The sequence below is a fragment of the Cupriavidus pauculus genome, from assembly GCF_003854935.1.
Classification (GTDB): Bacteria; Pseudomonadota; Gammaproteobacteria; order Burkholderiales; family Burkholderiaceae; genus Cupriavidus; species Cupriavidus pauculus_C.
Genome location: NZ_CP033969.1, coordinates 614,885 through 641,390, shown reverse-complemented (window position 1 = coordinate 641,390; position 26,506 = coordinate 614,885). Strand labels below are relative to the sequence as shown.

Here is a 26,506-nt window from a genome sequence, read left to right as displayed (position 1 = left end):
GTCAGTAGATGTCCGGTTCGCCGGGCGGCCGGTGCTTGAAGCGCTTGTGCACCCAGTAGTAGTCGGCCACGCGCGGGCGGATGGCTTCCTCGAAGAAGGCGTTCATGCGGCGCGTGTCGTCGGTCACGCTCTCGCCGGGGTAGTTGTCCCACGGCGGCAGCAGGTGCAGCACGTAGCCCTGGTAGTCGGGCAGCTGCTCGGTATAGATCGGCACCACCTTGGCGCCGGCCAGCCGCGCCAGCCGCGACACCGCAGTCAGCGTCAGCGCCTGCACGCCGAAGAACGGCACGAACTCGGAGTCGCGCTCGCCAAAATCCATGTCCGAGATCAACTGCAGGGCCTCGCCCTTCTTGAGCACGCGCAGGATGTTCCGCACGCTGTCATTGCGCGAGATCATGTTGGCGCCAAAGCGGCCGCGCGCCACTTTCAGGAAGTCGTCGAACAGCTTGTTCTTCTGCACGGTGTACAGCGACGCGCCCGAGCGGCCCACGTGGTCGCGCAGGTGCATGGTCAGCCGGATGGCGCCCGCTTCCAGCCCGGACAGGTGCAGCGTCACGAGGATGTGGGGCTGGCCGTCCAGCGCCAGCAGGTTGCCGTGATCCTTGATCTGGACCAACTCGCGCATCTTGGCCTCGCCGCAGGTCCAGAAGATGCCGCCTTCGGCAAAGCTGCGGAACACCTTGCGGTAGCTCTCGCGCGCCAGCGCGTCGATCTCGGCGTCGCTGTGGTCCGGGAAGCACAGGCGCAGGTTGGCGCGGACCACCTCGCGGCGCGGGTTCGGCACCAGGTAGAGGACGCTGCCGAGCGCCTCGCCAAAGCGGGCCACAAAGGCGTAGGGAAGTTTGCCCAGCACCGTCAACAGGCCGATGCCGAGCCAGGTAAGAAAGCGGCTCATTGATTCTCGTCGTTGGTGACCGCCGCGCCGGCGTCGGCCATGGCGGGCGGCAGTCCGGCGCCGGCCGGATGCTTGTAGCGGTTATAGCCCCACAGGTACTGGGTCGGATCGATCGCGATCAACTGCTCGATCGCGGCGTTGATCGCGGCCGATGCCTGCGCGGGGTCGTCGGGCAGCATGCCGCCGTCGCACAGCACCCGCAGGTGGCCCCGGTAGCCCACGCCGCGCGGCAGGCGCTCGGCAAAGACGGCGACGATCGGCGCGCGTGTCAGTTGCTGCAGCCGGTGCACCAGCGTCATCGAATAGGCCGGCTTGCCATAGAACGGCGCCCAGGTGCCCTCGCCGGCACTTGGCACCTGATCGGGCAGGATGCCGACCGCTTCGCCGCGCTTGAGCGCCTTGACCAGCATCCGCACGCCGCGCGGCGTGGCGGGCGCCATGGCGATGTCCTGCCGCGTGCGCATCCGCTCGATGAACTCGCGCAGCCACGGCTGGTGGGGCGGCTTGAACAGGCACGTGACGCGGCGCGTCAGCGCGTGGTGCTGGGGCAGCACCTCGAAGCAGCCCAAGTGCGGGGTCAGGATGATCACGCCGTTGCCGGCCGCGCCGAGCCGGCCGGTCTCGGCCCACATCGCGTCGAAGCCGTCGGTGCGCACCGTCAGCTTGCGGCGGCTCCAGAAGTACGGCATCTCCATGATGAGCCGGCCGGTGTGGCGCGCGGACTCGGCGATCATCGCGTCGGTCGCCTGCGGGTAGGCGTGCCGGAAATTCTCCACGAGCCGGCGCCCGTAGCGGCCGGGCAGGCGGGCCACCAGCAGTCCCAGGGCGCCGCCAATTGCGTGCAGCAGCCGCAGGGGCAGGCGGGAAATGAGCCAGAACAGGAAGGTCATGTCGATCGCAAAATCGGCCGATAAAGCAGAGGCATCAGAAAAACCTGAATCGCCGCAAGGGCATTCGAAAACCGCCAGCCGGTGCGGCCGTTAATCCGTTCAGCACGGCAGGCTGCAACAGATGCGGCAGGCCGGTATAATACCCGCCATCGCCGAGTTAACTGACAACTTGCGGGGCGATGCCGCTCTACCCGGGTGGCCTGAAAATACCGCTAAAGCGTCGCCGCACCGTTTCAAAGGGTGGCACGCAATAGCCAACCTGGAGAAACCAGATCGTGTCGAACGATTTCCTCTTTACTTCGGAATCTGTCTCCGAAGGCCATCCCGACAAAGTCGCTGACCAGATTTCGGACGCTGTCCTGGACGCCATCCTGTCCCAGGACAAGTACGCCCGTGTGGCGGCCGAGACCCTTTGCAATACCGGCCTCGTGGTGCTGGCAGGCGAAATCACCACGACCGCGAATGTCGACTACATCCAGGTCGCCCGCGACACCATCAAGCGCATCGGCTACGACAACACCGACTACGGCATCGACTACAAGGGCTGTGCCGTGCTGGTGGCGTACGACAAGCAGTCGCCCGACATCGCCCAGGGCGTGGACCGCGCCTCGGACGACTACCTGAACCAGGGCGCTGGCGACCAGGGCCTGATGTTCGGCTACGCCTGCGACGAGACGCCGGAACTGATGCCGTTCCCGATCTACTACTCGCACCGCCTGGTGGAGCGCCAGTCGCAGTTGCGCCGCGACGGCCGCCTGCCCTGGCTGCGCCCGGATGCCAAGTCGCAGGTGACCGTGCGCTACGTGGACGGCCGCCCGCACAGCGTGGACACCGTGGTGCTGTCGACCCAGCACTCGCCGGACATCTCGCAGGCGCAGATCCGCGAAGCCGTGATCGAGGAAATCATCAAGCCGGTGCTGCCGGCCGACATGCTCAAGGACACCAAGTACCTGGTGAACCCGACCGGCCGGTTCGTGATTGGCGGCCCGCAGGGCGACTGCGGCCTGACCGGCCGCAAGATCATCGTCGACACGTACGGCGGTGCCTCGCCGCACGGCGGCGGCGCGTTCTCGGGCAAGGACCCGTCGAAGGTGGACCGCTCGGCCGCCTACGCCGCCCGCTACGTGGCCAAGAACGTGGTGGCCGCCGGCCTGGCGCGCCAGTGCCAGGTGCAGGTCAGCTACGCGATCGGCGTGGCCCGGCCGATCAACGTCACCGTGTACACGGAAGGCACCGGCAAGATCTCCGACGAGAAGATTGCCGAACTGGTGCTGGAGCACTTCGACCTGCGTCCGAAGGGCATCGTGCAGATGCTGGACCTGCTGCGCCCGATCTACGAGAAGACCGCCGCCTACGGCCACTTTGGCCGCGAGGAGCCGGAGTTCTCGTGGGAAGCCACCGACAAGGCCGCCGCGCTGCGCGCCGCCGCCGGCCTGTAAGCGCCTGGGCGCCTGAGCGCCAGGCCACCCGCCGGTCCGCCGGCTGCGGTGGCCGACGACCCCGCCGGTCCCCTGGGACCCGCGGGGTTTTTTGTTGCCCCGGCGCCACGCGGGCGGCGACGCCCGTGCGGAGTAGAATCCGGTCAACCTGAATTCGAGATTCAAGACACTGCCATGGCCCTGGACCTGATCCGCACCCAGCCCTATACCGACTGGTCACCCGAGGTAGCGCCCGAGACGCGTGCCGCGCTGCGCCGGGATCTGGAGCAGGGTGCCGTGCTGTACTTCCCGCACCTGCGGTTCCAGTTCCAGCCGGGCGAGGAACGCTTTCTCGACCCGCGCTACTCGGACGGCAAGTCGAAGAACATCAACCTGCGCGCCGACGAGCGGGCCGTGCGCGGCGCGGCCGGCACCGAGCAGGACCTGGCCGACCTGTACAGCCTGATCCACCGCTACGCCACGTCGAGCGAGTCGCTGATCCATGCGCTGTTTCCCGAGTACGCGGGGCATATGACGCGCGCGGGCACGTCGCTGCGGCCCAGCGAGATTGCCGGCCGCCCGGTGAGCTGGCGCAAGGACGACACGCGGCTGCACGTGGACGCCTTCCCGTCCAATCCGATGCTCGGCAAGCGGCTGTTGCGCGTGTTCCACAACATCGATCCCGAGGCGCCGCGCGTGTGGCGCGTGGGCGAGCCGTTCGGAGATTTCGCGCAGAAGTTCGTGCCCAGGACCCACGGCATGTGGCCCGGGCAGGCATGGCTGATGAAGACGCTGCACATCACCAAGCGCGCGCGCAGCGAGTACGACCACCGGATGCTGCAGCTTCACGACCTTGCCAAGGCCGACCTGGACTACCAGAAGACCGTGCCGCAGCAGGAATTCCACTTCCCGCCGGGCGCCACCTGGATCGTGTTCAGCGACCAGTTGCTGCACGCGGCCATGCGCGGCAAGGCGATGATGGAGCAGACGATCTACCTGGACCCGGCCGCCATCGGCGACCGGACCCATTCGCCGGAAGCGGTGCTGTCCCGCATGCTGGGCCGGCCGATGCTGGCGGCCTGAGCGCCGGCCCCGCGCGGGGCTAGCGCATCAGCAGCTTGAGCATCGACGCGAACCTTGCGCCATAGGGCGGCTTGAGCAGCCCGGCGCCGTTGAGCCCGGACTGGTAGAACACGGGCTTGAGCTTCGAGAACGTCTCGAAGCCGGCCTGGCCGTGATAGCAGCCCATCCCGCTCGGCCCCACGCCGCCAAACGGCAGGCCGTCCTGCGCGATGTGGAACAGCGTGTCGTTGACGGTCACGCCGCCGGCCACGGTCTGCCGCATCACGCGGTCCACCACGTCGCCCCCCTTGTCGAACACATACAGCGCCAGCGGGCGCGGCCGCGCGTTGACGTACGCGAGGGCGTCGTCCAGGCTGGCGTATCCCACCACCGGCAGCACCGGCCCGAAGATTTCCTCCTGCATCACGCGCAGGTCGTCCGGCACATCGGCCAGCAGCACGGGCGGCAGGCGCCGCGCGGCGGCGTCGGGCGCGGCATCGGTCAGCGGCACCACGCGGGCGCCGGCGGCCTGCGCGGCGTCCACCAGCGACACCAGGCGGTCGAAATGCCGCGGGCTGATGATGCTCGTGTAGTCGGGGTTGCGGGCGATGTCGGGGTAGAGCCGCGTCACCACGCGGCGCGCGGCGTCGATCAGGCGGTCGCGCTGGGCGTCGGGCACCAGCACGTAATCGGGCGCGATGCAGGTCTGGCCGGCGTTGAGCAGCTTGCCCACCAGGATGCGCTCCACGGCGCGCTCGAAATCGGCACCCGGGCCGATGATCGCGGGCGACTTGCCGCCCAGTTCCAGCGTCACCGGCGTCAGGTTGGCGGCGGCGGCCTTCATCACGTGATGGCCGACACTCGTCGAGCCCGTGAACAGCAGGTGGTCGAACGGCAGCGCGGTGAACGCGGCGGCCATGTCGGCATCGCCATTGACCACGGCCACCTCGTCGGGCGCGAACGACGCCTGCACCAGCCGCGCGAACAGCTCGGAAAACGCCGGCGTGTACTCGGACAGCTTGATCATGGCCCGGTTGCCCGCCGCCAGCGCGCCGGTCAGCGGCCCGATGGTCAGGTAGAGCGGGTAGTTCCATGGCACGACGATGCCGACCACGCCCAGCGGCTGGGGCATCAGGCGCGACTTGCCGGGCTGGAACCAGAGACCGGTCTTCGCCCGGCGCACGCGCATCCAGCGCTTGCCGTGCCGCAGTGCGTCATCGATGCCGGACAGGCTCGGAAACACTTCCAGCAGCGCCGTTTCCTGGCGCGGCCGATTGGTGAAATCGGCATGGATGGCCGCGGCGATGGCGTCGTGGTGATCGCGCACCAGCGCCTTGAGCCGGCGCAGCCGGTCGGCGCGCAGCGTCCAGGCCGGCGCCTGGTCGTGGCGCGATGCCGCGTGCATGGCGTTGAACACCGTGGACATGGCGGGCACTTCTCTCATCGGCGGTCTCCTCGTTGGCGCGACCCGTATTCCATGGGCCATCGCGCACCATATGCCAGCCCGCCCGTTATATCAATGGAGGATGGCTCCCAAACGCCGGCGTGCGGCAGCGCGCGCGGGCGGCGCGGGTGTCGGGGTTGCCCCGCTTCACCCGGCTGGCGGCAGCGCCTAAACTGGATTTTTCCCGGCATGGTCCGCCGGGGCAGGGCACCGGCACCGGGCACACGCGGGGAGACAGATGGAAACGACTTTCGACTATCTCGTGGTGGGGGCCGGATCGGCCGGCTGCGCGCTGGCGGGCCGGCTGGCCGACAGCGGCGCCGACAGCATCGCGCTGCTGGAAGCCGGCGCGCACGACCACCATGTGCTGGTACGCACACCTGCCGGTTGCGCGGCCATGCTGCCGCGCGCCGGCGCACGCAACTACGGCTTCCAGACGGTGCCGCAGGCCGGCCTGGCGGGGCGGCGGGGCTTCCAGCCGCGCGGACGCGGGCTGGGCGGGTCGTCGGCCATCAACGCGATGATCTACATGCGCGGGCGCCCGGCCGACTACGACGACTGGGCAGCCGCCGGCTGCGACGGCTGGTCGTGGGACGACGTGCTGCCGTACTTCCGCCGCGCCGAATGCAACGAGCGCGTGGCCGGCCATGACGACGATCCGCTGCACGGCGGCACCGGCCCGCTGCACGTGAGCGACCTGCGCTCGCCGAATCCGTTCGGTCAGCATTTCATCGATGCCGCGCAGATGGCGGGCATCGTGCGCAACGACGACTTCAACGGCGAGGAACAGGAGGGCGCGGGCTGGTTCCAGGTGACCCAGCACAACGGCGAACGCTGGAACGCTGCCCGGGCCTACCTGCACGGCGGCAACGCGCGCGACCGGCACTGCAACGGCGGGCGCAGCCATCTGCATGTGATGACGGGCATGCAGGTGCTGCGCATCCTGTTCGAGCACCGGCGCGCGGTGGGCGTGCTGGCCTGGCGCGACGGCCAGGAGGTGGTGCTGCGCGCGCGCCGCGAGGTCATCGTGTCGGCCGGCGCGTTCGGATCGCCGCAACTGCTGATGGCGTCGGGCGTGGGGCCGGCCGCGCACCTGCGCGAGCACGGCGTGGCGGTGGTGCACGACCTGCCCGGCGTGGGCGGCAATCTGCAGGACCACCTGGACGTGATCGTCCACAAGCGCGTGGCGGCGCCGGAACTGTTCGGCGTGTCGCTGGGCGGCGCGCGGCGGCTGATCGGCGAATGGCTGCGCTACCGGCGCGACCGCAGCGGCATGATGACGTCGAACTTCGCCGAGGCCGGCGCGTTCGTACGCAGCCGGCCGGGGCTGCCCGAGCCGGACCTGCAGCTGCACTTCGTGATCGGCATGGCCGACGACCATATGCGGCGCGTCAACCTGGGCCATGGCTATTCGTGCCACGTCTGCGTGCTGCGCCCGCGCAGCCGGGGCGAGGTGCGGCTGGCATCCGCCGACATGCGCGACGCGCCGCGCATCGATCCGCGCTACCTGTCCGATCCGCAGGACATGGATGACCTGCTGGAGGGGCTGCGCATCGTGCGCCGCATCGTCACGCAGCCACCGCTGGCCCGCTTCGGCGGCCGGGAGCTGTATTCCGACGCATTGCGGCTGGATGGCACCGACGACGACACCGCGCGCGCCTGGATCCGCGAGCACGCCGACACGATCTACCACCCGGTGGGCACCTGCCGCATGGGCATGGACGCGCTGGCGGTGGTGGACCCTCAGTTGCGCGTACGCGGCGTCGAGGCGCTGCGCGTGGTCGACGCTTCGATCATGCCGACACTGATCGGCGGCAACACCAACGCCCCCGCCATCATGATCGGCGAACGCGCCCACGATCTGATCCGCTACGCACCACACGTGACGCTACGGATCAGGGAGGCGGCGGTGGCGGATTGAGGGTTGGGGGTTTTTTCCCGCACGCGGGGGAAGGGGCTAGCGGTGCAAACCGCGACTAGTCGGCAAGCAGACGCTCAACGCCCTCACCCCCAGCCCCTCTCCCGCTGGCGCGGGAGAGGGGAGCAAACCAGCGGTCGACGCCCAGTCTGAAGCCCCATTTTTTCTCCCCTCTCCCGCACGCGGGAGAGGGGCCGGGGGAGAGGGCTAGCGGTGCAAACCGCGACCAGTCGGCAAGCAGAGGCTCAACGCCCTCACCCCCAGCCCCTCTCCCGCTGGCGGGAGAGGGGAGCAAACCAGCGGTCGATGCCCAGTCTGAAGTCGGACGCCCAGTCTGAAGCCTGTGTGTTGTCTCCCCTCTCCCGCACGCGGGAGAGGGGCCGGGGGAGAGGGCCAGCGGTGCAAATCGCGACCCGTCACCCGTCACCCCCGCATCTGGAACTGTCCCACCATGTCGCGCAGGCGGCCGGCCTGTTCGTCCAGCGATTGCGCGGCGGCGGCGGCTTCTTCGACCAGGGCGGCGTTTTGCTGCGTGACCTGGTCCATCTGGCCGACGGCGTGGCCGACCTGGTCGATGCCGGCGCTCTGTTCCTGCGAGGCGGCCGAGATCTCGGCGATGATGTCGGACACGCGCTTTACGGCCTGGCGGATGTCGGTCATGGTCTTGCCGACTTCCTCGGCCTGCGTGGAGCCGGTGCGTACCGTGTCCACCGACGCCTCGATCAGTTCCTTGATCTCCTTGGCCGCGCTGGACGACCGCTGCGCCAGGCTGCGCACCTCGCCGGCCACCACCGCGAAGCCGCGGCCCTGTTCGCCGGCGCGTGCTGCTTCCACGGCGGCGTTGAGCGCCAGGATGTTGGTCTGGAAGGCGATGCCCTCGATCAGGTTCGTGATCTCGGCGATGCGCTCCGAGCTGGTGCTGATGGCGCCCATCGTGCCCACCATCTGCTGCACCGAATGGTTGCCTTCGTCGGCCACCAGCGCGGCGTTCGATGCCAGCGACGACGCCTGGCGCGCGTTCTCGGCGTTCTGCCGCACGGTGGCGGTCAGTTGCTCCATGCTCGACGCGGTTTCTTCCAGCGACGCGGCCTGCTGCTCGGTGCGCGACGACAGGTCGACGTTGCCCGCCGCGATCTGCGCCGCCGCCACGCTGACCGAATCGGTCGAGCGCCGCACTTCGCGCAGCGTGCCGGCCACGCGGTCGATCAGCGCGTTGAAGGACTGCGCGGTCAGGCCGATCTCGTCGAGCCGGTCCACCGGCGCGCGGTGGTCCAGGTCCAGCGTCTGGCTGACGTGGGCCAGCGTGCCCTGGATTTCCGCCAGGCTGCCGCGGATGCGACGGTACAGGCCCAGCGCCAGGAACGCGGTCAACGCCACGGCGATGACGATCACGGCCGAGAACACGCGCACCGACGTCTGGTGCCGTGCCTTGTTGTGGGCCACGGCCTCGTCGCCGAGCCTGGTGTTGTATTCCAGGTGTTCGTCGAGCGCCTTGCGGACGGCCGACGACGCTACGTGCACCGGGCCGCTGGTAATCATCTGCTGGGTCGCCTCGAAATCGTTGTTGCGCGATTTCTCCAGGAACGGGCCGAACTGGTCGCGGTACGCCTTCATGGCCGCGCGGTCGGCTTCCAGCAGCTTGCGGTCGGTGTCGTCGGAGATGTCGTCGCGCTCGTACTTGGCCAGCAGCGCGTCAAAGCGCTGGTTGGCCTTGTCGAGCATGGCCTCGGCGTCGGCCTTGGCCTTGATGTCGGCCGTCATCGCATGGCGGTAGAGCGATACGCGGACGCTGGCCAGCGCGCCGCTGAGGTTGTTCAGGTCGCGCACGCTGGCGAGCGTGTTGTCGTTGAAGTATTCGAAGCGTTCTTCGGACTCGTTCATCTGCCAGATACCGCCAAGGCCGACGAACAACAGGGCGAGTAATGCCAGGGACAACGTGAGAAGCAGGCGTTTGCTGATATTCATGAGGGGGTGGCGGCCCGCGTTGCTTGGCGGGGCCGTCCGTTGTGGGCGACTTGGTTTTCGCAGGCGGGCGGGGAGCCCGTCGCCACAACGTTTACGGCAGGGGCCGTCACTGCTGAAGCGGCCCATGGTGCCTTGCAGCAACCGCTGTGCGATTTCCGCACAGCGGTGCCGCCGGCGCCCTTCAGGCCGGCCAGGCGCGCGTTGCGATGCGCTGTAGGGTGGCGTTATCGGCATCCAGCGTGCCGAACACGCGGCCGTGCTGGCGGCCCAGGCGGCTGGCGACGAACTGCGCCGCCGACTCCGGATGCGCGTGCGCGATCATCAGCGCGGCCTGCGCGGTCAGCACCAGCCCCTGCGCCAGGCGGCGGGCGCTGCCTTCGAGCGATTCCGCCGGGCCGTGCAGCATGGCCTGCAGCGACGCCAGTTCGGCCCGCACCGCCGCGTCGCCGTTGGACAGCCGCGCAAGGTCCTGCAAGACCCGCGCGCCGTCGTCGGGATTGCGCTGTAGCGCGCGCAGCACATCCAGGCACATGATGTTGCCCGAGCCTTCCCAGATCGAATTGACCGGCGCCTCGCGGTACAGCCGCGCCATCGGGCCTTCCTCCACGTAGCCGTTGCCGCCCCAGACCTCCATGGCCTCGCCGGTGGCTTCCAGCGCGCGCTTGCAGATCCAGAACTTGGCGGCCGGCGTCATCACGCGCTTCCAGGCGGCGGCCAGCGGGTCGGCGTCGGTGTGCTCGAACGCGTGGGCCAGCGCCATCATCATCTGCGTGGCGGCCTCGGATTCCAGCGCCAGGTCCGCCAGCACGTTGCGCATCAGCGGCTGGTCGGCCAGCAGGCGGCCGAATGCCATGCGATGGCGCGCGTGGTGCAGCGCCTGCACCAGCCCGGCCCGCAGCAGCGCGGCGCTGCCGATCACGCAGTCGAGCCGGGTGTTGGTGGCCATCTCGATGATGGTCGGGATGCCGCGGCCCTCCTCGCCGATCAGGATGCCCGTGGCGCCGCGGAATTCCACCTCGCTGCTGGAATTGGAGCGGTTGCCGAGCTTGTCCTTGAGCCGCTGGATCAGGATGAGGTTCTTGCTGCCGTCGTCGCGGAAGCGCGGCACGAAGAAGCACGACAGCGGGCCGTCGGCCGCGCCCATCCGCGCGACGACCAGGTGCGCGTCGCACATCGGCGCCGAGAAGAACCATTTGTGGCCGGTCAGCGCATATTCGGCCCCGCGCCCGTCGCCGCGTACCGGCAGCGCCACCGTGGTGTTGGCGCGCACGTCGGAGCCGCCCTGTTTCTCGGTCATGCCCATGCCGATCATCACGGCCGTCTTGTCGCGCCAGGGCAGGTCGCGGGCGTCGTGCCCGGTATCGAACAGCCGCGGCGCCAGGTCGCCAAACAGCGCCGGCTCCTTGGACAGCACCGGGATGCTCGCAAACGTCATCGTCGTGGGGCACAGCGAGCCCGATTCCACCTGGGCCTGCAGGAAGTAGCCGGCGGTGCGCGCTGCCCAGGCGCCGGGGCGCGGCTGCGCGAACGGCAGCGCCTGCAACTGCTGGCTGCGCAGCAGCGCCAGCAACTGGTGCCAGGCGGGATGAAACTGCACGGTGTCGATGCGCTCGCCGGTGCGGCTGTGGGTGTGCAGCTCGGGCGCGTAGCGGTTGGCGTCGGCGGCCCAGGCCTGCACCTCGGGCTCGCCCAGCCGCGCGCCGTAGCCGTCCAGCGCGTCGGCGTGCCAGCCGCCGCCCAGCCGGTCCAGCGCCGCGCGCAGCCCGGGGTCCGACGCGAACAGGTTGTAGTCGGCCAGGTCGGGCACCTGGTTGAACACGCTGTGGGTCTGCGCGCTGCCGGCGTCGGCAACGGATGTGGCGGTCATGGCATCTCCTGGGTCGGCAATGCGTCTCGGCACGGGGGCGGGCTGCGGCCATGGTACGGCAACTCGGCGGTTCGCAATACCGAGGCAACCCTCGGGCACGCGGGCGCCAATCGGTTGCGAATAGGCCCCCCGCGCGCCCCCGATCCGCGCCGGTCTTGCTGCATGGCAGCATGATTCCGATACCACCGCGCACGGCTGACGCAACAGATTTCGGCTGGCGCCCCGGTGGGGCTTGTGCTTAAATTCACCCCGTTGGATGAAACAGGGGTGCCGTCCGGATGGGCCGGGCGCGCTGAGAGAGTCCCTTCGAACCCGATCCGGCTAGTACCGGCGTGGGAAGTTTCACAAAACCGAATTGCTCCTGTCCCGCGGGAATTCCGCGAATTGCCGCACCGGGACGCCGCCGCCGGCTGCCAGCCGCGCGGGCCGGTCTCACAGGGCTCCTGGTTTCGTCCATCCCCGCAAGAGAGAGGACGACACCCATGGCCCGTACTGCCCCCGCCGCATCGTTCGAATCGCTGGAAAGCGATCTGGACCAGAAATTCGCCTACCCGGCTTCCAGCAAGACCTACCTCGTGGGCAGCCGCCCCGACATCCGCGTGCCGCTGCGCACGATCCTGCAGACGGCCACCCGCACCGAGAAGGGCGAGATGGCCAACCCGCCGATTCCCGTCTACGACACCTCGGGCCCGTACAGCGACCCGGACGTCCATATCGACCTGAAGGCCGGCCTGCCGCCGGTGCGCGCCCAGTGGATTGCCGAGCGCGGCGACACCGAGGTGCTGCAGGGCCTGTCGTCGGAATACGGCCAGGCGCGCGCCAATGACCCGGCCACCGCCCACCTGCGCTTCTCGCAGCTGACGAACCCGCGCCGCGCCAAGGCCGGCGCCAACGTGTCGCAGATGCACTACGCGCGCCGCGGCATCATCACGCCCGAGATGGAATACGTGGCGCTGCGCGAATCGCTGAATCTCCAGGCGCTGTACGACAAGCCCGAGTACAAGGCCCTGCTGCGCCAGCACCCGGGCAACGCGCTGGGTGCGGCGCTGCCGCTGCGTCCGGAGGACATGACGCCGGAATTCGTGCGCCGCGAAGTGGCCGCCGGCCGCGCCATCATCCCCGCCAACATCAACCACACCGAGCTGGAGCCGATGGCGATCGGCCGCAACTTCCGCGTCAAGATCAACGGCAACCTCGGCAACTCGGCCGTGACGTCGTCGCTGGCCGAGGAAGTGGAAAAGATGGTGTGGTCGATCCGCTGGGGCGCCGACACGATCATGGACCTGTCCACCGGCAAGCACATCCACGAGACCCGCGAGTGGATCCTGCGCAACTCGCCGGTGCCCATCGGCACGGTGCCGATCTACCAGGCGCTGGACAAGACCGGCGGCATCGCCGAGGACCTGACCTGGGAAATGTTCCGCGACACGCTGATCGAGCAGGCCGAGCAGGGCGTGGACTACTTCACCATCCACGCCGGCGTGCTGCTGCGCTACGTGCCGATGACGGCCGACCGCGTGACGGGCATCGTGTCGCGCGGCGGCTCGATCATGGCCAAGTGGTGCCTGGCGCACCACAAGGAAAACTTCCTGTACACGCACTTCGACGAGATCTGCGAAATCATGAAGGCGTACGACGTGTCGTTCAGCCTCGGCGACGGCCTGCGCCCCGGTTGCATCGCCGATTCGAACGATGACGCCCAGTTCGGCGAACTGCGCACGCTGGGCGAGCTGACCGCCAAGGCGTGGGAACACGACGTGCAGGTGATGATCGAGGGCCCGGGCCATGTGCCGCTGCAGCGCATCCAGGCCAACATGGACGAGGAACTGAAGCACTGCTACGAAGCCCCGTTCTACACGCTGGGGCCGCTGGTCACGGACATCGCGCCGGGCTACGACCACATCACCAGCGGCATCGGCGCCGCCAACATCGGCTGGATGGGCACCGCCATGCTGTGCTACGTCACGCCGAAGGAACACCTGGGCCTGCCGGACAAGGAAGACGTGCGCGAGGGCATCATCACGTACAAGATCGCCGCCCATGCCGCCGACCTGGCCAAGGGCTGGCCCGGCGCGCAGTTGCGCGACAATGCGCTGTCCAAGGCACGTTTCGAGTTCCGCTGGGAAGACCAGTTCAACCTGGGCCTGGACCCGGAGCGCGCGCGGTCGTTCCATGACGCGACGCTGCCGGCCGAAGGCGCCAAGATCGCCCACTTCTGCTCGATGTGCGGGCCGAAGTTCTGCTCGATGAAGATCACGCAGGAAGTGCGCGACTACGCGGCGTCGCTGCCGGACGCCCAGCGCGGCATGGAGGAAAAGTCGATCGAGTTCGTCAAGTCGGGCGCCAAGATCTACTCGTAAGCGCCATCCACGCCGTACCTTGCAGGACGGGCGGGCGCCCACGCGGCGTCCCGCCCCGCAGTACCGCAGTACAGAGTCCCGCGCGCGGCGCCCCCACGCGGCGCGGCGGTATTCACCCAACAGGAGGCCGGCGGCGCCACGCAGGATGCCAACGCCGCCGGCAAGCAAGCTTATGACAGCAGTACAGTCCTTCGATGTCGCCATCCTCGGCGCCGGCCTGGCCGGACGTTTGTCCGCCTGGCAACTGGTGCGCGCCGGTGCCCGCGTGGCGCTGGTGGAGCGGGGCGGCCCCGACGGCAGCGGATCGGCCGCGCACGTGGCCGCGGCCATGCTGGCGCCGCTGGCGGAATCAGCCATCGCCGAACGGCGCATCGTCGACCTGGGCATCGCCAGCGTCGACCTGTGGCGCACCTGGCTGCAGGAATTGCCCGAGCCGGTGTTCTTCCAGGAAGACGGCACGCTAGTGGTCTGGCACGCGCGTGACCGCAGCGAGGTGTCCCTGTTCACGGGCCGCATGCGCGCCGTGGCGCCGCCGGAACTGGTGCAGGCGCGGCTGCGCGCGCTGGACGGCAATGGCGTCGGCCAGGTGGAACCCGCGCTGGCGGGCCGCTTTCCGCAGGGCCTGCTGCTGCAGGGCGAAGGCCAGCTCGACAACCGTGGCGCCATGCGCGCGCTGCTGGCGTGCGCGATCGAGGAAGGGCTGCACTGCGTGTGGGAAGCGGGCGAGATCGACGCCGATGCGCTGCCCGCGCTGGGCATCCACGCCGGCGTGGTGCTGGACTGCCGGGGCCTGGGCGCCCGCGCGGCATGGGCCGAAGCCGGCGCGGCCGGCGGCCAGGCGCTGCCGGGGCTGCGCGGGCTGCGTGGCGAGGTTGTCCGCGTCCACGCGCCGGACGTGAAGCTGCACCGCCCGGTGCGCCTGCTGCATCCGCGCTACCCGATCTACATCGCGCCGAAGCCGAACGACCTGTATGTGATTGGCGCCACCGAGCTGGAAAGCGAGGACGAATCGCCGATGAGCGTGCGCTCGGCGCTGGAGCTGCTGTCGGCGGCCCATTCGCTGCATCCCGCCTTTGGCGAGGCGCGCGTGCTGGAACTCAACGTCCAGCGCCGCCCGACCCGGCCCGACCACCTGCCCGCGATCCGCGTGGACCAGCGGGCCCGCGTGGTGCGCGTCAACGGCCTGTACCGCCACGGCTGGCTGATCGCGCCGGCCGTGACCGAGGCCGCCTGCCACGTGGTGCGCGCGATGCTGGACGCCGATCCGGCCGCCCACGCCGTGCCGGCCGCGCTGCGCTGGCCCGGCATGATCGAGGCCGTGTCCGACCCGGCATCATCCGGCCGGCGCGCGCGGTCCGACGCGTCCGGCGGCACGCTGCATTAACCCGAACCCCCCGACCATGAAAATCCTGCTCAATGGCCAACCGCTGGACCTGCCAGACGCCGCCACGCTGGCGGACGCCGTGACGGCCGCGGCCATCGCGCCGCCGTTCGCGGCCGCCGTGAACGGCCAGTTCGTGCCGCGCGCCGCCCATGCGGCCACCGCGCTCAACGCGGGCGACCAGATCGACCTCGTGCAACCCGTGACGGGAGGCTGACCACACCATGACATTCGAACCGACTGAAACCTTGCGCGATCCGTTCGTGCTGTACGGGGAATCGTTCAACTCCCGGCTGCTGCTGGGCACCGCGCGCTACCCGTCGCCGGCCACGCTGCAGGCGGCCGTGGAGGCGTCGCGCCCGGCCATGATCACCGTGGCGCTGCGCCGCCAGACGGCGGTGGGCAGCGGCGACGGCCAGACGCTGGGCGGCGACACGTTCTGGCAGATGCTGCGCACGCTGGGCGTGCCGGTGCTGCCCAACACCGCCGGCTGCTTCACCGCGCAGGAGGTCATCACCACGGCCATGATGGCGCGCGAGGTGTTCGAGACCGACTGGATCAAGCTGGAGCTGATTGGCGACGACTACACGCTGCAGCCCGACACGCTGAACATGCCGGCCGTGGCCGAGACGCTGGTCAAGGAAGGTTTCAAGGTGCTGCCGTACTGCACCGAGGACCTGGTGCTGTGCCGGCGCCTGCTGGACGTGGGCTGCCAGGCGCTGATGCCGTGGGCCGCGCCGATCGGCACGGGCCGGGGCGCGGTGAATCCGCACGCCATGCGCACGCTGCGCGACCGCCTGCCCGATACGCCGCTGATCGTCGATGCCGGGCTGGGCCTGCCGTCGCACGCGGCGCAGGTGCTGGAATGGGGCTACGACGGCGTGCTGCTGAACACGGCCGTGGCGCAGGCCGCGTATCCGGTGAACATGGCGCGCGCGTTTGCGCTGGCCGTGGAGGCCGGGCGCACCGCCTACCTGGCCGGGCCGATGCCCGAGCGCGAGGTGGCGCAGGCCAGCACGCCGGTGGTGGGCATGCCGTTCTGGCACGCCGAGGGCGCGGAGGACCGCGCATGACGCGCCAGGGCGTAGCCGCGGCCATCGACGCCGCATTGTTCGAGGATCTGGCGCGGCGCTACGCGCCGGTGTTCGGGCACGACGCCACGCCGTGGCAGGCGTGGACGCTGGCCGACGCGCCCGCCACGCTGGGCCGCCACGACGTGCTGCTGGCCGAGGGCGAGGCGCCGGCAGCGGCGGTCGATCGCGTGGCCGGCGCCAATGCGGTGCTGATCGCCACCGTGCGCGAGGGCGGCCGCTGGATCGACACCGTGCGGTCGTGGATGGGCACCTGGGTGCTGGCATCGGACGCCGATGACGGCGCGCCGCACTCGCCGGCGTTCGTGGCCGTGCTGACCGCGGCGCTGTCGCTGCATTTCCCGGCCCACGACGCGCTGTGCATCGCACGCGCCTGGCAGCCGGGCAGCACCGCGTGGCCCGCCGATTTCGGCCGCTTCCCGCGTGTGCGGCAGCCCGCGCTGGCGTCGCCGGACCAGCCGCCCGCCGCCTTCGCCCAGTGCCCGCCGGACCTGGGCCTCTACGCCGTGATGCCCACCGCCGCGTGGATCGAGCGGCTGGTACCGCTGCAGGTGCCGACCGTGCAGTTGCGCTTCAAGTCTGACGATGCCGCCGCCGTGCGCGCCGAAGTGGTCCGGGCCGCCAACGCGGCCAAGGGCTCGGCGTCACGCCTGTTCATCAACGACCACTGGCGCGTGGCGATCGACCACCACGCGGCCTGCGGCGGCGACAGCGGCATCTACGGCATCCACCTGGGCCAGGAAGACCTGGACGACGCCGACCTCGACGCCATCCGCGCTTCGGGCCTGCGCCTGGGCGTGTCGACGCACGGCTACGCCGAAATGCTGCGCGTGGCGGCCATCCAGCCCAGCTACCTCGCCCTTGGCGCGATCTTCCCGACCACCACCAAGGTCATGCCCACCCAGCCGCAGGGCATGGGCCGCTTCCGGGCCTACGTGAAAGTGATGCAGCCGGTGATTCCGTCGCTGGTCGGCATCGGCGGCGTCAACGCCGACAACCTGCGCGAAGTGCTGGCCGTGGGCGTCGGCAGCGCAGCCGTGGTGCGCGCGATCACCGAGGCCGACGATGTGCCGGCGGCGGTGGCCGGGTTGATCGGGGTGTTTGGCTGAGGGTTTGTTGGGTTTTGCTTGTGGGGGTGGTGGCAGTTTGTACCGCTGGCCCTCACCCCCGGCCCCTCTCCCGCCTGCGTGAGAGGGGAGCGAACGCGTCCGTCTCCCCCAATTCCTGTCCTGCAAGGCCGATCCGGCCCGGTCACCGCCCCCATCCTTTGTCCGCTAACCGGCCAGCCTGGCTTCCGGCTGCCGGCGAATCCGCATATGCTCTCCGTCCAGTCACCAAAGGATCGAGGTTCCGCCATACGGAACCCGCACGAGAGGAAACAGCAGTGAACGAGATCATCCCCGCGGCACCGGGTACGCCGGACAAGCCTTATTTCGGTATCGAGATTCCGCTGATGCGGCTGCTGGGCCTGCAGCCGGTGCACATGGAAGACGGGCTGTGCCGCACGCGGCTGCCGGCCAATCCGCATGTGGTGAACAGCCGGGGCGACGTGCACGGCGGCACGCTGATGGCGGTGCTCGATTTCACGCTGAGCGGCGCGGCGCGGTCGCATGCGCCGCTGGACGTGGGGGTCATCACGATCGACATGTCGACCCATTTCCTGGCCGCCGCGCGCGGGGAACTGACGTTCGAGGCGCGCACGATGCGCCGGGGCAACAAGATCGCGTTCTGCGAGGGCGAGGCTCGCGACGCGTCGGGCACGGTCTGCTGCGTGGCCCGGGCGTCGTTCAAGCTCGTGCAGCTGGCCGGCGGGAACTAGGCCGCCGGATCGCCGCCCGGGGCCGGGCGGTACACCGCTTCGAACCGTGCGCGCTCGGTGATCCCATGGTCGCCGGGCGCGTACTGCATCAGCCAGTCGCCGGGCTTGCCGGTCAGCACGTCGCCGCCGGCCGAGCGGGCGATGGCGAACGGCTGCGGCATGGCCTTGGCCAGCACCGGCACGGGCTGGCTGCGATACGGGCCGGGCTCGCCGTGCGCTTGCGGCCCCGCCGCGACGTAGCGGGCGTCGAAGCGGTCGCGCGACACCACCCAGCGGTCGCCCGTGGCGCCGGTCACGATGGCGTCGGCCACCCGGTAGCGGTTGGGGCCCTCGCGGCTGGCCAGCTCGCCCGGTTCGGCGGCGAACGTCACCTGCACCGTTTCATCCTTGACGTACCAGCGCGCGGCGGGATCGTGGCGCAGGTCGATGTCCTGTAGCGTCTGCATCGCGGTTCAGCCCAGCACGCGCGGCGCGAAGCCGTGGTTCAGCGGGCCGTTGCCGGCGCCCAGGCGCAGATGCGCGCCCGCCGCGATGGCCTGGGCCACGAAGTCGAGCGCGGTGCCCACGGCGTCGGGCAGGGCGTCGCCGCGCGCGAGCTGCGACGCAATGGCCGCCGCCAGCGTGCAGCCGGTGCCATGCAGGTTCGGGGTGTCGATGCGCGGATGCGTGAATACACGGACGGTGCCGTCGGCCAGCATCAGCAGGTCGTCAAGACCGGCGGCGGCCGGGCCGTCGTCCTCCAGATGGCCGCCCTTGAGCAGCACGGCCCGGCAGCCCATCGCCAGCAGTTCGGCCGCGGCGGCTTCCATGTCGGCGCGGCGGGCGATGCGGCGCCCGAGCAGGTACGACGCCTCGGGCAGGTTCGGCGTGACCAGCATCGCGCGCGGGAACAGCAGGCGCACCATGGCCTGGCTGGTGGCATCGTCGGACAGCGTCGCGCCCGACGTCGAGATCATCACCGGGTCCACCACGAGCCGGGCGACGCCATGCCGGTCCACCGCGCCGGCCACGGCCTCGACGATGGACGCCGTGCCGAGCATGCCGGTCTTGGCGGCGTCCACCCCGATGTCGTCGGCCACGGCGTCGATCTGGGCCGCCACCATTTCGGCCGGAATGGCGTGCACGCCCGTCACGCCCAGCGTGTTCTGGGCCGTGATGGCCGTGATCGCGCTCATGCCAAAGCAGCCGAGCGCGGCAAACGTCTTCAGGTCCGCCTGGATGCCGGCGCCGCCGCCGGAGTCGGAACCGGCGATGGTCAGGGTGCGGGGTGGCGTGGGGAGCATGTGCAGGGCGGGAGCAGTCGGAAACAAAAAAGCGGAAAAAATCTGGCGATTCGGCCAGCTTGCCGCGAACAGGCACGCTACAATACCGCCACTCCGAGGAGCGTTGCAACGGATGCCTTGTCGTCCGCCAGGCTCGGAATGTCTCAACGGCGCTCGCTGTTCCGTGGTTTCGCACGGGGCGCGAGTCGACCTGTCTGCCCGTCATGCCCGATCCGGCTGTGTTTGCCAGCCGCCGCATGGCGCGTCCGCCATCCTCCCGTTCCGTTCGCGTGCCACTCTTACACCGGAGTGACTCATGAACGCTGTGACTGACCTGAAGCAAGACTATCTGATCGCCGACATCGGCCTGGCCGCCTGGGGCCGCAAGGAAATCGCCATCGCCGAGACCGAGATGCCCGGCCTGATGGCGATCCGCGACGAGTTTGCCGCCGCCCAGCCGCTCAAGGGCGCCCGCATCGCCGGTTCGCTGCACATGACCATCCAGACCGCCGTGCTGATCGAGACGCTCCAGGCGCTGGGCGCCGACGTGCGCTGGGCGTCGTGCAACATCTTCTCGACCCAGGACCACGCCGCCGCCGCCATTGCCGCGTCGGGCACGCCGGTGTTCGCGTTCAAGGGCGAGTCGCTCAAGGAATACTGGGACTTCACGCACCGCATCTTCGACTGGGCCGACGGCGGCACGCCGAACATGATCCTGGACGACGGCGGCGACGCCACGCTGCTGCTGCACCTGGGCGCCCGCGCCGAGAAGGACGCCTCGGTCATCGCCAAGCCGACCAGCGAGGAAGAAACCTACCTGTTCGCCGCGATCAAGGAAAAGCTGGCCAAGGACGGCGCGTGGTACAGCCGCAACCTGGCCGCCATCCGCGGCGTGACCGAGGAAACCACCACGGGCGTGCACCGCCTGTACCAGATGGCCCAGCGCGGCGAACTGAAGTTCCCGGCCATCAACGTCAACGACTCGGTGACCAAGAGCAAGTTCGACAACCTGTACGGCTGCCGCGAATCGCTGGTGGACGGCATCAAGCGCGCCACCGACGTGATGATCGCCGGCAAGATCGCCGTCGTGGCCGGCTACGGCGACGTGGGCAAGGGCAGCGCCCAGGCCCTGCGCGCGCTGTCGGCCCAGGTCTGGGTGACCGAGATCGACCCGATCTGCGCGCTGCAGGCCGCCATGGAAGGCTACCGCGTGGTGACGATGGACTACGCCGCCGAGCACGGCGACATCTTCGTGACCTGCACCGGCAACTACCACGTGATCACGCACGACCACATGGCCAGGATGAAGGACCAGGCCATCGTCTGCAACATCGGCCACTTCGACAACGAGATCGACATCGCCTCCATCGAGAAGTACGAGTGGGACGAGATCAAGCCGCAGGTGGACCACGTGAAGTTCCCGGACGGCAAGAAGATCATCATCCTGGCCAAGGGCCGCCTGGTGAACCTGGGCTGCGCCACGGGCCACCCGTCGTACGTGATGAGCAGCTCGTTCGCCAACCAGACCATCGCCCAGATCGAACTGTGGGCCGAGCGCGACAGCAACAAGTACCCGGTGGGCGTCTACACGCTGCCCAAGCACCTGGACGAGAAGGTGGCGCGCCTGCAGCTGAAGAAGCTGAACGCGCAACTGACCGAGCTGACCGAGCAGCAGGCCGCCTACATCGGCGTGAAGAAGGAAGGCCCGTACAAGGCCGACCACTACCGCTACTGATCGCCGGGGCTGGCCCCGCGGTTTGCACCCGTCTCCCGCGCGTCGGGAGCGGGGGCGGGGAGGGGCGCCTGGCCGCTCCCCGCCGGTGTCCTCCATCCCAAGAACAAAGGAGTCGCAATGAGACTGTTGGCTGTCTGGATCATCAACGCCGCCTCGCTGTTCCTCGTGAGCTACCTGCTCAGCGGCATCGAACTCGGCGGCTTTGGCTCGGCGATGGTTGCCGCGCTGGTGCTGGGCCTCGTCAACACGCTGATCCGGCCGATCCTGGTCATCCTGACGCTGCCGGTCACGCTGCTGACGCTGGGGCTGTTCATCTTCATCATCAACGCGCTGCTGTTCCTGTTCGTCGGCAACCTGCTGCAGGGGTTTGTCGTCCAGGGGTTCGGCTCCGCGCTGCTGGGCTCGATTCTCTATAGCGTGATTTCCACCATCCTCGCGAGCGTGCTGCTCGGGGACCGGGACTGAAGCGCGACCGTATCCAAAAGGGGCGCCGCCCGCGCGGCGTGCCAACCATGACTGACCGCTACTACAGCTTCGAATTCTTCCCGCCCAAGACGGCGGAGGGCGCGGAGAAACTGCGCAATACGCGCGCCCAGCTGGCGCCGCTGCAGCCCAAGTACATCTCGGTGACGTTCGGCGCCGGCGGCACCACGCAGCAGGGCACGCTGGACGCCGTGCTGGAGATCCAGCGCGAGGGCATCGAGGCCGCGCCGCACCTGTCGTGCGTGGGCTCCACGCGCGAGAACATCCGCGCCATCCTGGACGCCTACCGCCAGGGCGGCATCCGCCACATCGTGGCGCTGCGCGGCGACATGCCGTCGGGCATGGGCGAGATCGGCGAGTTCCGCTACGCCAACGAGCTGGTGGAATTCATCCGCGCCGAGACCGGCGACTGGTTCCATATCGAGGTGGCGGCGTACCCCGAATACCACCCGCAGGCCCGCTCGCCGCGCCACGACCTGGACAACTTCGCCCGCAAGGTCAAGGCCGGCGCCAACTCGGCGATCACGCAGTACTTCTTCAACGCCGACGCCTACTTCCGGTTTGTCGACGACGCCCGCGCCGTGGGCGTGGACGTGCCGATCGTGCCCGGCATCATGCCGATCACGAACTATTCGCAACTGATGCGGTTCTCGGAAATGTGCGGCGCCGAAGTGCCCCGCTGGGTGGCCAAGAAGCTCGAATCGTTCGGCGACGATAAGGAATCGATCCGCGCCTTCGGCCTGGACGTGGTCACCGCGCTGTGCGAACGCCTGCTGGCCGCCGGCGTGCCGGGGCTGCACTTCTACACGCTGAACACGGCCGCCGCCACCAAGGCAATCTGGCAGCGGCTGAAGTTGTAAGGGCTGGGCCCAGGCCCCCGGTTTTCTCCCCTCTCCCGCGCGCGCGAGAGGGGTCGGGGGTGAGGGCATGGCGCTTCAAACTGCCACCTGTCGGCAGGCAGATCCTCGACGCCCTCACCCCCAGCCCCTATCCCACGTCGCGGGAGAGGGGCGCCAGCCAGCGGCGTCAGTCGGCTGGCCCCCCTACCAAACCCCCCGTTCCGTCACCACCCAGTCCATCGGCAGGTCGTGCGCCTGCGCAGCCAGCGGGATGCGGCACGCTTCGTAGCCGATGCCGATGGCCACCGGCGTGGCGCCCTGGGCGGCCAGCGCGGCCAGCGTGCGGTCGTAGAAGCCGCCGCCGTAGCCCAGGCGGAACTTGTCGGCGCTGAAACCGACACAGGGAATGAGCAGCGCGTCGGGCGTCACGGCGTCGGTGCCGTCGGGTACCGGAATGCCGTAGTGGCCGGCGCGCATCGGCGTGTCCGGCGTCCAGGCGTGGAAGTCGAGCGGGGTGCCGGGGGCCGAGACCACGGGCAGTGCGGCAGTGCGGCCGGGCAGGCCGGCGAGCCAGCGGGTCACCGTGGCGCGGGCGTCGAATTCCTGCTGGATCGGCCAGTAGAACCCGATCCGGCGCACGCCCAGACGTTCCAGCAGGGGGCCAAGGGCCTGGTCGATGCCGGCGTCGCAGGCGGCGCGGTCGGGCAGCGCGGCGCGCAGCGCCAGCAGGTCGCGCCGCAGGGTGCGGCGGTCGGTGTCGGCGGGGAATTGGCGGGCGTCCGGGCCGTTGTCCGGGGCTTGGGTCGGGGGCATGGCGTGCAATAATGGCCGGCGATCAGACATCTGAGACAAACGAACGCGGCGTGCCCGGCTTGAGGATGGGCACGCGCGACCACATGAGGGATAAGCAAAGCATGCCGAAGGGAGTATATCTGCGCCGCGCGGGCCGCATTGCCTGGCTCGCGTTCGCGGGCGCGTTGCTGGCGACGCCGGCGTTTGCCCAGAAGAAGCCGGCGCCGGTGCGTCCGGCTCCGCAGCAGCCTGCTGCCTCGACCGTGATTCCGTCGAATCCCGACGACGCCTTCGTGGCGCTGCGCGAGGCCGCCCGCAAGAACGATCCCGACCGCGCCGCCGCCATCTCGGCCACGCTGGTCGACTACCCGATTCCGTCGTACGTCGAATACTTCCGCATCAAGCCGCAGATGTTCGACACGGGCGGCCAGGCGCGTATCGACGCCCCGGACGCCGAGGTGGCCGCGTTCCTGCAGCGCTACCAGGGCGAGGCCATTGCCGACCGCATGCGCAATGACTGGCTGCTGGTGCTGGGCAAGAAGCGCGACTGGGCCAACTTCGACATCCAGTATCCGCAGTTCGTGCTCAAGGACGACACGCAGGTGGAGTGCTACGCGCTGCTGTCCAAGGCGCTCAAGGGCCAGAACGTGGCCGCCGAGGCGCGCGCGGTGCTGGTCGATCCGCGCTACTACGGCGACGGCTGCGTGGACCTGGTGACCTACCTGCTGCAGAGCCAGCAGATCCAGCGCAGCGATGTGGCGTTCCAGGCACGCCAGGCGCTGGAGCAGAACTACACGACGCTGGCCGCCAAGATCGCCGCCGCCGTGCCCGACGCGCGCGTGGACAGCGACCCGCTGGCAACCGTCGTCAAGATGGCGCGCAACGATCCGGCGCAGGCGTCGGCCTACCTGGGCACCATCGTCGGCACGCTGTCGCGCGACGAGCAGGGCGCGGCGTGGGGCGTGGTGGGCCAGTTCGCCGCCAAGAAGCTGATGCCGGAAGCGGCGCAGTACTACCGCCGCCAAATGGACCTGGGCGGCAACCAGTGGTTGTCCGACGAAACGCAGGAGTGGCGCGTGCGCGCGGCGCTGCGCCAGGGCGACTGGAAGCAGGTGCGGCAGTCGGTGGAGCTGATGCGCCCCGAGCTGCGCGCCAAGGACGCGGCGTGGACGTACTGGTACGCCCGCGCGCTGAAGGCCGAGGGCCGCACGCAGGACGCGCAGACGCAGTTCCAGTCGATCGCCGGCCAGTTCAACTTCTACGGCCAGCTTGCCAGCGAGGAACTGGGCAACCGGATCTCGCTGCCGGCCCGCACCACGGTCAGCGACGCCGAGGCCATGGCCATGCGCACCCGGCCGGGCTTCCAGCGCGCGCAGAAGTTCTACGACATGAACCTGCGCTTCGAGGGCAACCGCGAGTGGAACTGGGAGTTGCGCGGCATGACCGACCGCGAGCTGCTGGCCGCGGCCGAGTACGCGCGCAAGATCGAGCTGCTGGACCGTACCGTCAACACGTCGGACCGCACCAAGGTGGAGCACGACTTCGCCCAGCGCTTTCCCATGCCGTACCGGGACATCATGCAGCGCGCCACCGACGACGTGGGGCTGGACATGGCCTGGGCGTACGGGCTGATCCGCCAGGAATCGCGCTTCATCATGAACGCGCGGTCGTCGGCCGGGGCGCACGGGCTGATGCAGGTCATGCCCGCCACGGCCAAGTACGTGGCCCGGAAGATCGGCATGACGGACTTCTCGCCGTCGATGATGAGCGACCCGACCGTCAACATCATGCTTGGTACAAATTACATGAGCATGGTGCTGACGGACCTAGACAGTTCATGGACGCTGGCATCCGCCGGGTACAACGCCGGCCCGGGACGCCCGAAGGCGTGGCGTTCGAGCCTGATGCGGCCCGTGGAAGGCGCGATCTTTGCAGAGACGATCCCGTTCACGGAAACGCGCAACTATGTCAAGAATGTGCTTTCCAACGCCACGTACTATGCTGCATTGATGAGTGGCCGGCCCCAGTCGCTGAAGGATCGCCTGGGGGTGGTCGCGCCGTCCACGGTCACCACGACCAGCCTGCCCTGACCGGCGCCGCCGGCAGGCGGCGGGCTCCGCGGTCCGGGACGCGCGCAACGGATGCAGCGTCCCGTGACCGACACGCGATTATCGGAGCCCATGTATGAAGACCAGCAACGTTCTAGTCATCGGGGGCGCCGGCTTCATCGGCAGCCACCTCGTATCCCGCCTGGCCGGCGCGGCGTCCGCGTCCGGCGCGCCGCTTGATCCGGCGGCCAATCCCGACAGTCCCATCGCGCCCGACCGCATCGTCGTCGGGTCGCGCAGCGTGGAGCACGCCCAGCACCTGCTGCTGCTGCCTCGCGTGGAGGTGGCCGAGCTGGGGCTGGCGGATGCGGCGTCGCTGGACGATGCGATCGGGCCGCTCGGGGTCGATGGAATCGTGGTCAACCTCGTCGGCATCCTGCACGGCGACCGTGGCGACCCCTACGGCCCGCAGTTCGCGGCCGCGCACGTCGACCTGCCGCGCCAGATCGTCGAATCGTGCAACCGCACCGGCGTCCGGCGGCTGATCCATATGAGCGCACTGGGCGCGGCCCCCGAAGGCCCGTCGATGTACCTGCGCAGCAAGGGCGAGGGCGAGCGCATCGTGCGCGAGAGCGGGCTGGACTGGACGATCTTCCGCCCGTCCGTCGTGTTCGGCCCCGACGACCATTTCCTGAACCTGTTCGCCCAGTTGCAGCACGTGGCGCCGGTGGTGCCGCTGGCCTGCGCCCACGCGCGCTTCCAGCCCGTGTTCGTGATGGACGTGGTGCAGGCGTTCGTCAACGCCATGGCCAACGGCGCGACGATCGGGCAGACCTACGAGCTGGGCGGCCCGCAGGTGTACACGCTGGAGGAACTGGTCAAGTTTGCCGGCCGCGCGTCGGGCCATCCGCGCCCGATCATCGCGCTGCCCGACGCGCTGGCGCGCATGCAGGCGGCGGTGCTGGAACACATGCCCGGCGGCACGGTGCTGTCGCGCGACAACCTGGACTCGATGCGGCTGGACAACGTGCTCGGCCAGCCGATGGCGGCGGAACTTGGCGTGCAGCCGGTGAGCCTGGAAGCGGTGATGACCGACGTGCTGGCGGGCCGCAACCGCGACACGTTCCTGCAGTCGATGCGCGGCAGCGTCCACCGCTGACGGCCGGCCGGACCGCCGCCGATGTGACTGCGGCTCACAGGCTTGCGAGCCTAATTCGTTTGGAGACCGTCCGGCGCG

The 26,506-nt window shown here is 69.5% G+C and carries 22 protein-coding genes and 2 riboswitches; of the genes, 14 read left to right on the top strand and 8 right to left on the bottom strand.

Annotated elements, in window-relative coordinates:
• Position 1 precedes the first annotated feature (1 nt).
• Both EHF44_RS04630 and EHF44_RS04625 read right to left on the bottom strand, forming a co-directional pair.
• Positions 2-895 (bottom strand): lipid A biosynthesis lauroyl acyltransferase, encoded by an 894-nt coding sequence (locus EHF44_RS04630; protein WP_124682665.1) that lies wholly within the window; start codon positions 893-895, stop codon positions 2-4.
• Positions 892-1,785 carry a lysophospholipid acyltransferase family protein gene (locus EHF44_RS04625; RefSeq protein ID WP_124682664.1) on the bottom strand — a complete coding sequence of 298 codons (894 nt, stop codon included), beginning with the start codon at positions 1,783-1,785 and terminating at the stop codon, positions 892-894. Before EHF44_RS04625 ends, EHF44_RS04630 begins: the two co-directional genes overlap by 4 nt.
• Before the next feature lie 275 nt (positions 1,786-2,060).
• Here EHF44_RS04625 and metK point away from each other — a divergent pair, with 275 nt between their 5' ends.
• Both metK and EHF44_RS04615 read left to right on the top strand, forming a co-directional pair.
• Positions 2,061-3,224 (top strand): methionine adenosyltransferase, encoded by a 1,164-nt coding sequence (gene metK, locus EHF44_RS04620; RefSeq protein ID WP_124682663.1) that lies wholly within the window; start codon positions 2,061-2,063, stop codon positions 3,222-3,224.
• Positions 3,225-3,398: 174 nt separating this feature from the next.
• Positions 3,399-4,286: a Kdo hydroxylase family protein gene (locus EHF44_RS04615; protein ID WP_124682662.1), complete on the top strand. Its 888-nt coding sequence runs from the start codon at positions 3,399-3,401 to the stop codon at positions 4,284-4,286.
• Positions 4,287-4,305: 19 nt separating this feature from the next.
• Here the strand turns inward: EHF44_RS04615 and EHF44_RS04610 are convergent, their stop codons facing one another.
• A complete protein-coding gene (locus EHF44_RS04610) occupies positions 4,306-5,709 on the bottom strand; it encodes a coniferyl aldehyde dehydrogenase (protein ID WP_124682661.1) in 1,404 nt (467 codons plus the stop codon).
• Positions 5,710-5,947: 238 nt separating this feature from the next.
• Here EHF44_RS04610 and EHF44_RS04605 point away from each other — a divergent pair, with 238 nt between their 5' ends.
• On the top strand, positions 5,948-7,630 hold the full coding sequence (locus EHF44_RS04605; RefSeq protein ID WP_124682660.1) for a GMC family oxidoreductase: 1,683 nt from the start codon (positions 5,948-5,950) through the stop codon (positions 7,628-7,630).
• A 420-nt stretch (positions 7,631-8,050) separates the two neighbouring features.
• Here EHF44_RS04605 and EHF44_RS28835 read toward each other — a convergent pair whose 3' ends face one another.
• Positions 8,051-9,592, bottom strand: a complete 1,542-nt coding sequence (locus EHF44_RS28835) for a methyl-accepting chemotaxis protein (RefSeq protein ID WP_124682659.1) — start codon at positions 9,590-9,592, stop codon at positions 8,051-8,053.
• Positions 9,593-9,773: 181 nt separating this feature from the next.
• A complete protein-coding gene (locus tag EHF44_RS04595; RefSeq protein WP_124682658.1) occupies positions 9,774-11,459 on the bottom strand; it encodes an acyl-CoA dehydrogenase family protein in 1,686 nt (561 codons plus the stop codon).
• A gap of 253 nt (positions 11,460-11,712) precedes the next feature.
• Positions 11,713-11,815: riboswitch (TPP riboswitch) on the top strand.
• Positions 11,816-11,941: 126 nt separating this feature from the next.
• Between EHF44_RS04595 and thiC the strand changes: the two genes are divergently transcribed.
• The 6 genes from thiC (at position 11,942) to EHF44_RS04565 (ending at position 18,110) form a co-directional block, all read left to right on the top strand.
• Positions 11,942-13,819, top strand: coding sequence for a phosphomethylpyrimidine synthase ThiC (gene thiC, locus EHF44_RS04590; protein WP_124682657.1), 1,878 nt, complete (start codon positions 11,942-11,944; stop codon positions 13,817-13,819).
• 172 nt (positions 13,820-13,991) lie between these two features.
• On the top strand, positions 13,992-15,203 hold the full coding sequence (locus tag EHF44_RS04585) for an FAD-dependent oxidoreductase (protein ID WP_124682656.1): 1,212 nt from the start codon (positions 13,992-13,994) through the stop codon (positions 15,201-15,203).
• A 16-nt stretch (positions 15,204-15,219) separates the two neighbouring features.
• A complete protein-coding gene (gene thiS / locus EHF44_RS04580; protein ID WP_124682655.1) occupies positions 15,220-15,417 on the top strand; it encodes a sulfur carrier protein ThiS in 198 nt (65 codons plus the stop codon).
• A 7-nt stretch (positions 15,418-15,424) separates the two neighbouring features.
• A complete protein-coding gene (locus EHF44_RS04575) occupies positions 15,425-16,273 on the top strand; it encodes a thiazole synthase (RefSeq protein ID WP_124682654.1) in 849 nt (282 codons plus the stop codon).
• On the top strand, positions 16,270-17,400 hold the full coding sequence (locus EHF44_RS04570) for a thiamine phosphate synthase (protein WP_124682653.1): 1,131 nt from the start codon (positions 16,270-16,272) through the stop codon (positions 17,398-17,400). Before EHF44_RS04575 ends, EHF44_RS04570 begins: the two co-directional genes overlap by 4 nt.
• Before the next feature lie 275 nt (positions 17,401-17,675).
• Positions 17,676-18,110, top strand: coding sequence for a PaaI family thioesterase (locus tag EHF44_RS04565; RefSeq protein ID WP_124682652.1), 435 nt, complete (start codon positions 17,676-17,678; stop codon positions 18,108-18,110).
• On the opposite strand, the gene EHF44_RS04560 is transcribed toward EHF44_RS04565, so the two are convergent.
• Both EHF44_RS04560 and thiD read right to left on the bottom strand, forming a co-directional pair.
• Positions 18,107-18,556: a PGDYG domain-containing protein gene (locus tag EHF44_RS04560; RefSeq protein WP_124682651.1), complete on the bottom strand. Its 450-nt coding sequence runs from the start codon at positions 18,554-18,556 to the stop codon at positions 18,107-18,109. The two genes, EHF44_RS04565 and EHF44_RS04560, sit on opposite strands and share 4 nt — an antisense overlap.
• A 6-nt stretch (positions 18,557-18,562) precedes the next feature.
• Positions 18,563-19,393, bottom strand: coding sequence for a bifunctional hydroxymethylpyrimidine kinase/phosphomethylpyrimidine kinase (thiD, locus tag EHF44_RS04555; protein WP_124682650.1), 831 nt, complete (start codon positions 19,391-19,393; stop codon positions 18,563-18,565).
• Positions 19,394-19,482: 89 nt separating this feature from the next.
• Positions 19,483-19,555: riboswitch (S-adenosyl-L-homocysteine riboswitch) on the top strand.
• 133 nt (positions 19,556-19,688) lie between these two features.
• Between thiD and ahcY the strand changes: the two genes are divergently transcribed.
• The 3 genes from ahcY to metF all read left to right on the top strand — a co-directional run bounded on the left by ahcY (position 19,689) and on the right by metF (position 22,450).
• Complete coding sequence (ahcY, locus tag EHF44_RS04550; protein WP_124682649.1) at positions 19,689-21,107, top strand: adenosylhomocysteinase; 1,419 nt, start codon at positions 19,689-19,691, stop codon at positions 21,105-21,107.
• A gap of 117 nt (positions 21,108-21,224) precedes the next feature.
• Entirely contained in the window at positions 21,225-21,572 is a 348-nt protein-coding gene (locus EHF44_RS04545; RefSeq protein ID WP_124682648.1) for a phage holin family protein, read from the top strand.
• A gap of 47 nt (positions 21,573-21,619) precedes the next feature.
• A complete protein-coding gene (metF, locus tag EHF44_RS04540; RefSeq protein ID WP_124682647.1) occupies positions 21,620-22,450 on the top strand; it encodes a methylenetetrahydrofolate reductase [NAD(P)H] in 831 nt (276 codons plus the stop codon).
• Positions 22,451-22,633: 183 nt separating this feature from the next.
• On the opposite strand, the gene EHF44_RS04535 is transcribed toward metF, so the two are convergent.
• Complete coding sequence (locus EHF44_RS04535) at positions 22,634-23,242, bottom strand: 5-formyltetrahydrofolate cyclo-ligase (protein ID WP_124682646.1); 609 nt, start codon at positions 23,240-23,242, stop codon at positions 22,634-22,636.
• Between the two features lie 101 nt (positions 23,243-23,343).
• Here EHF44_RS04535 and EHF44_RS04530 point away from each other — a divergent pair, with 101 nt between their 5' ends.
• Both EHF44_RS04530 and EHF44_RS04525 read left to right on the top strand, forming a co-directional pair.
• Entirely contained in the window at positions 23,344-25,311 is a 1,968-nt protein-coding gene (locus EHF44_RS04530) for a lytic transglycosylase domain-containing protein (RefSeq protein ID WP_124682645.1), read from the top strand.
• A 94-nt stretch (positions 25,312-25,405) separates the two neighbouring features.
• Positions 25,406-26,428, top strand: a complete 1,023-nt coding sequence (locus EHF44_RS04525; RefSeq protein WP_124682644.1) for a complex I NDUFA9 subunit family protein — start codon at positions 25,406-25,408, stop codon at positions 26,426-26,428.
• The last annotated feature ends 78 nt before the right edge of the window (positions 26,429-26,506 follow it).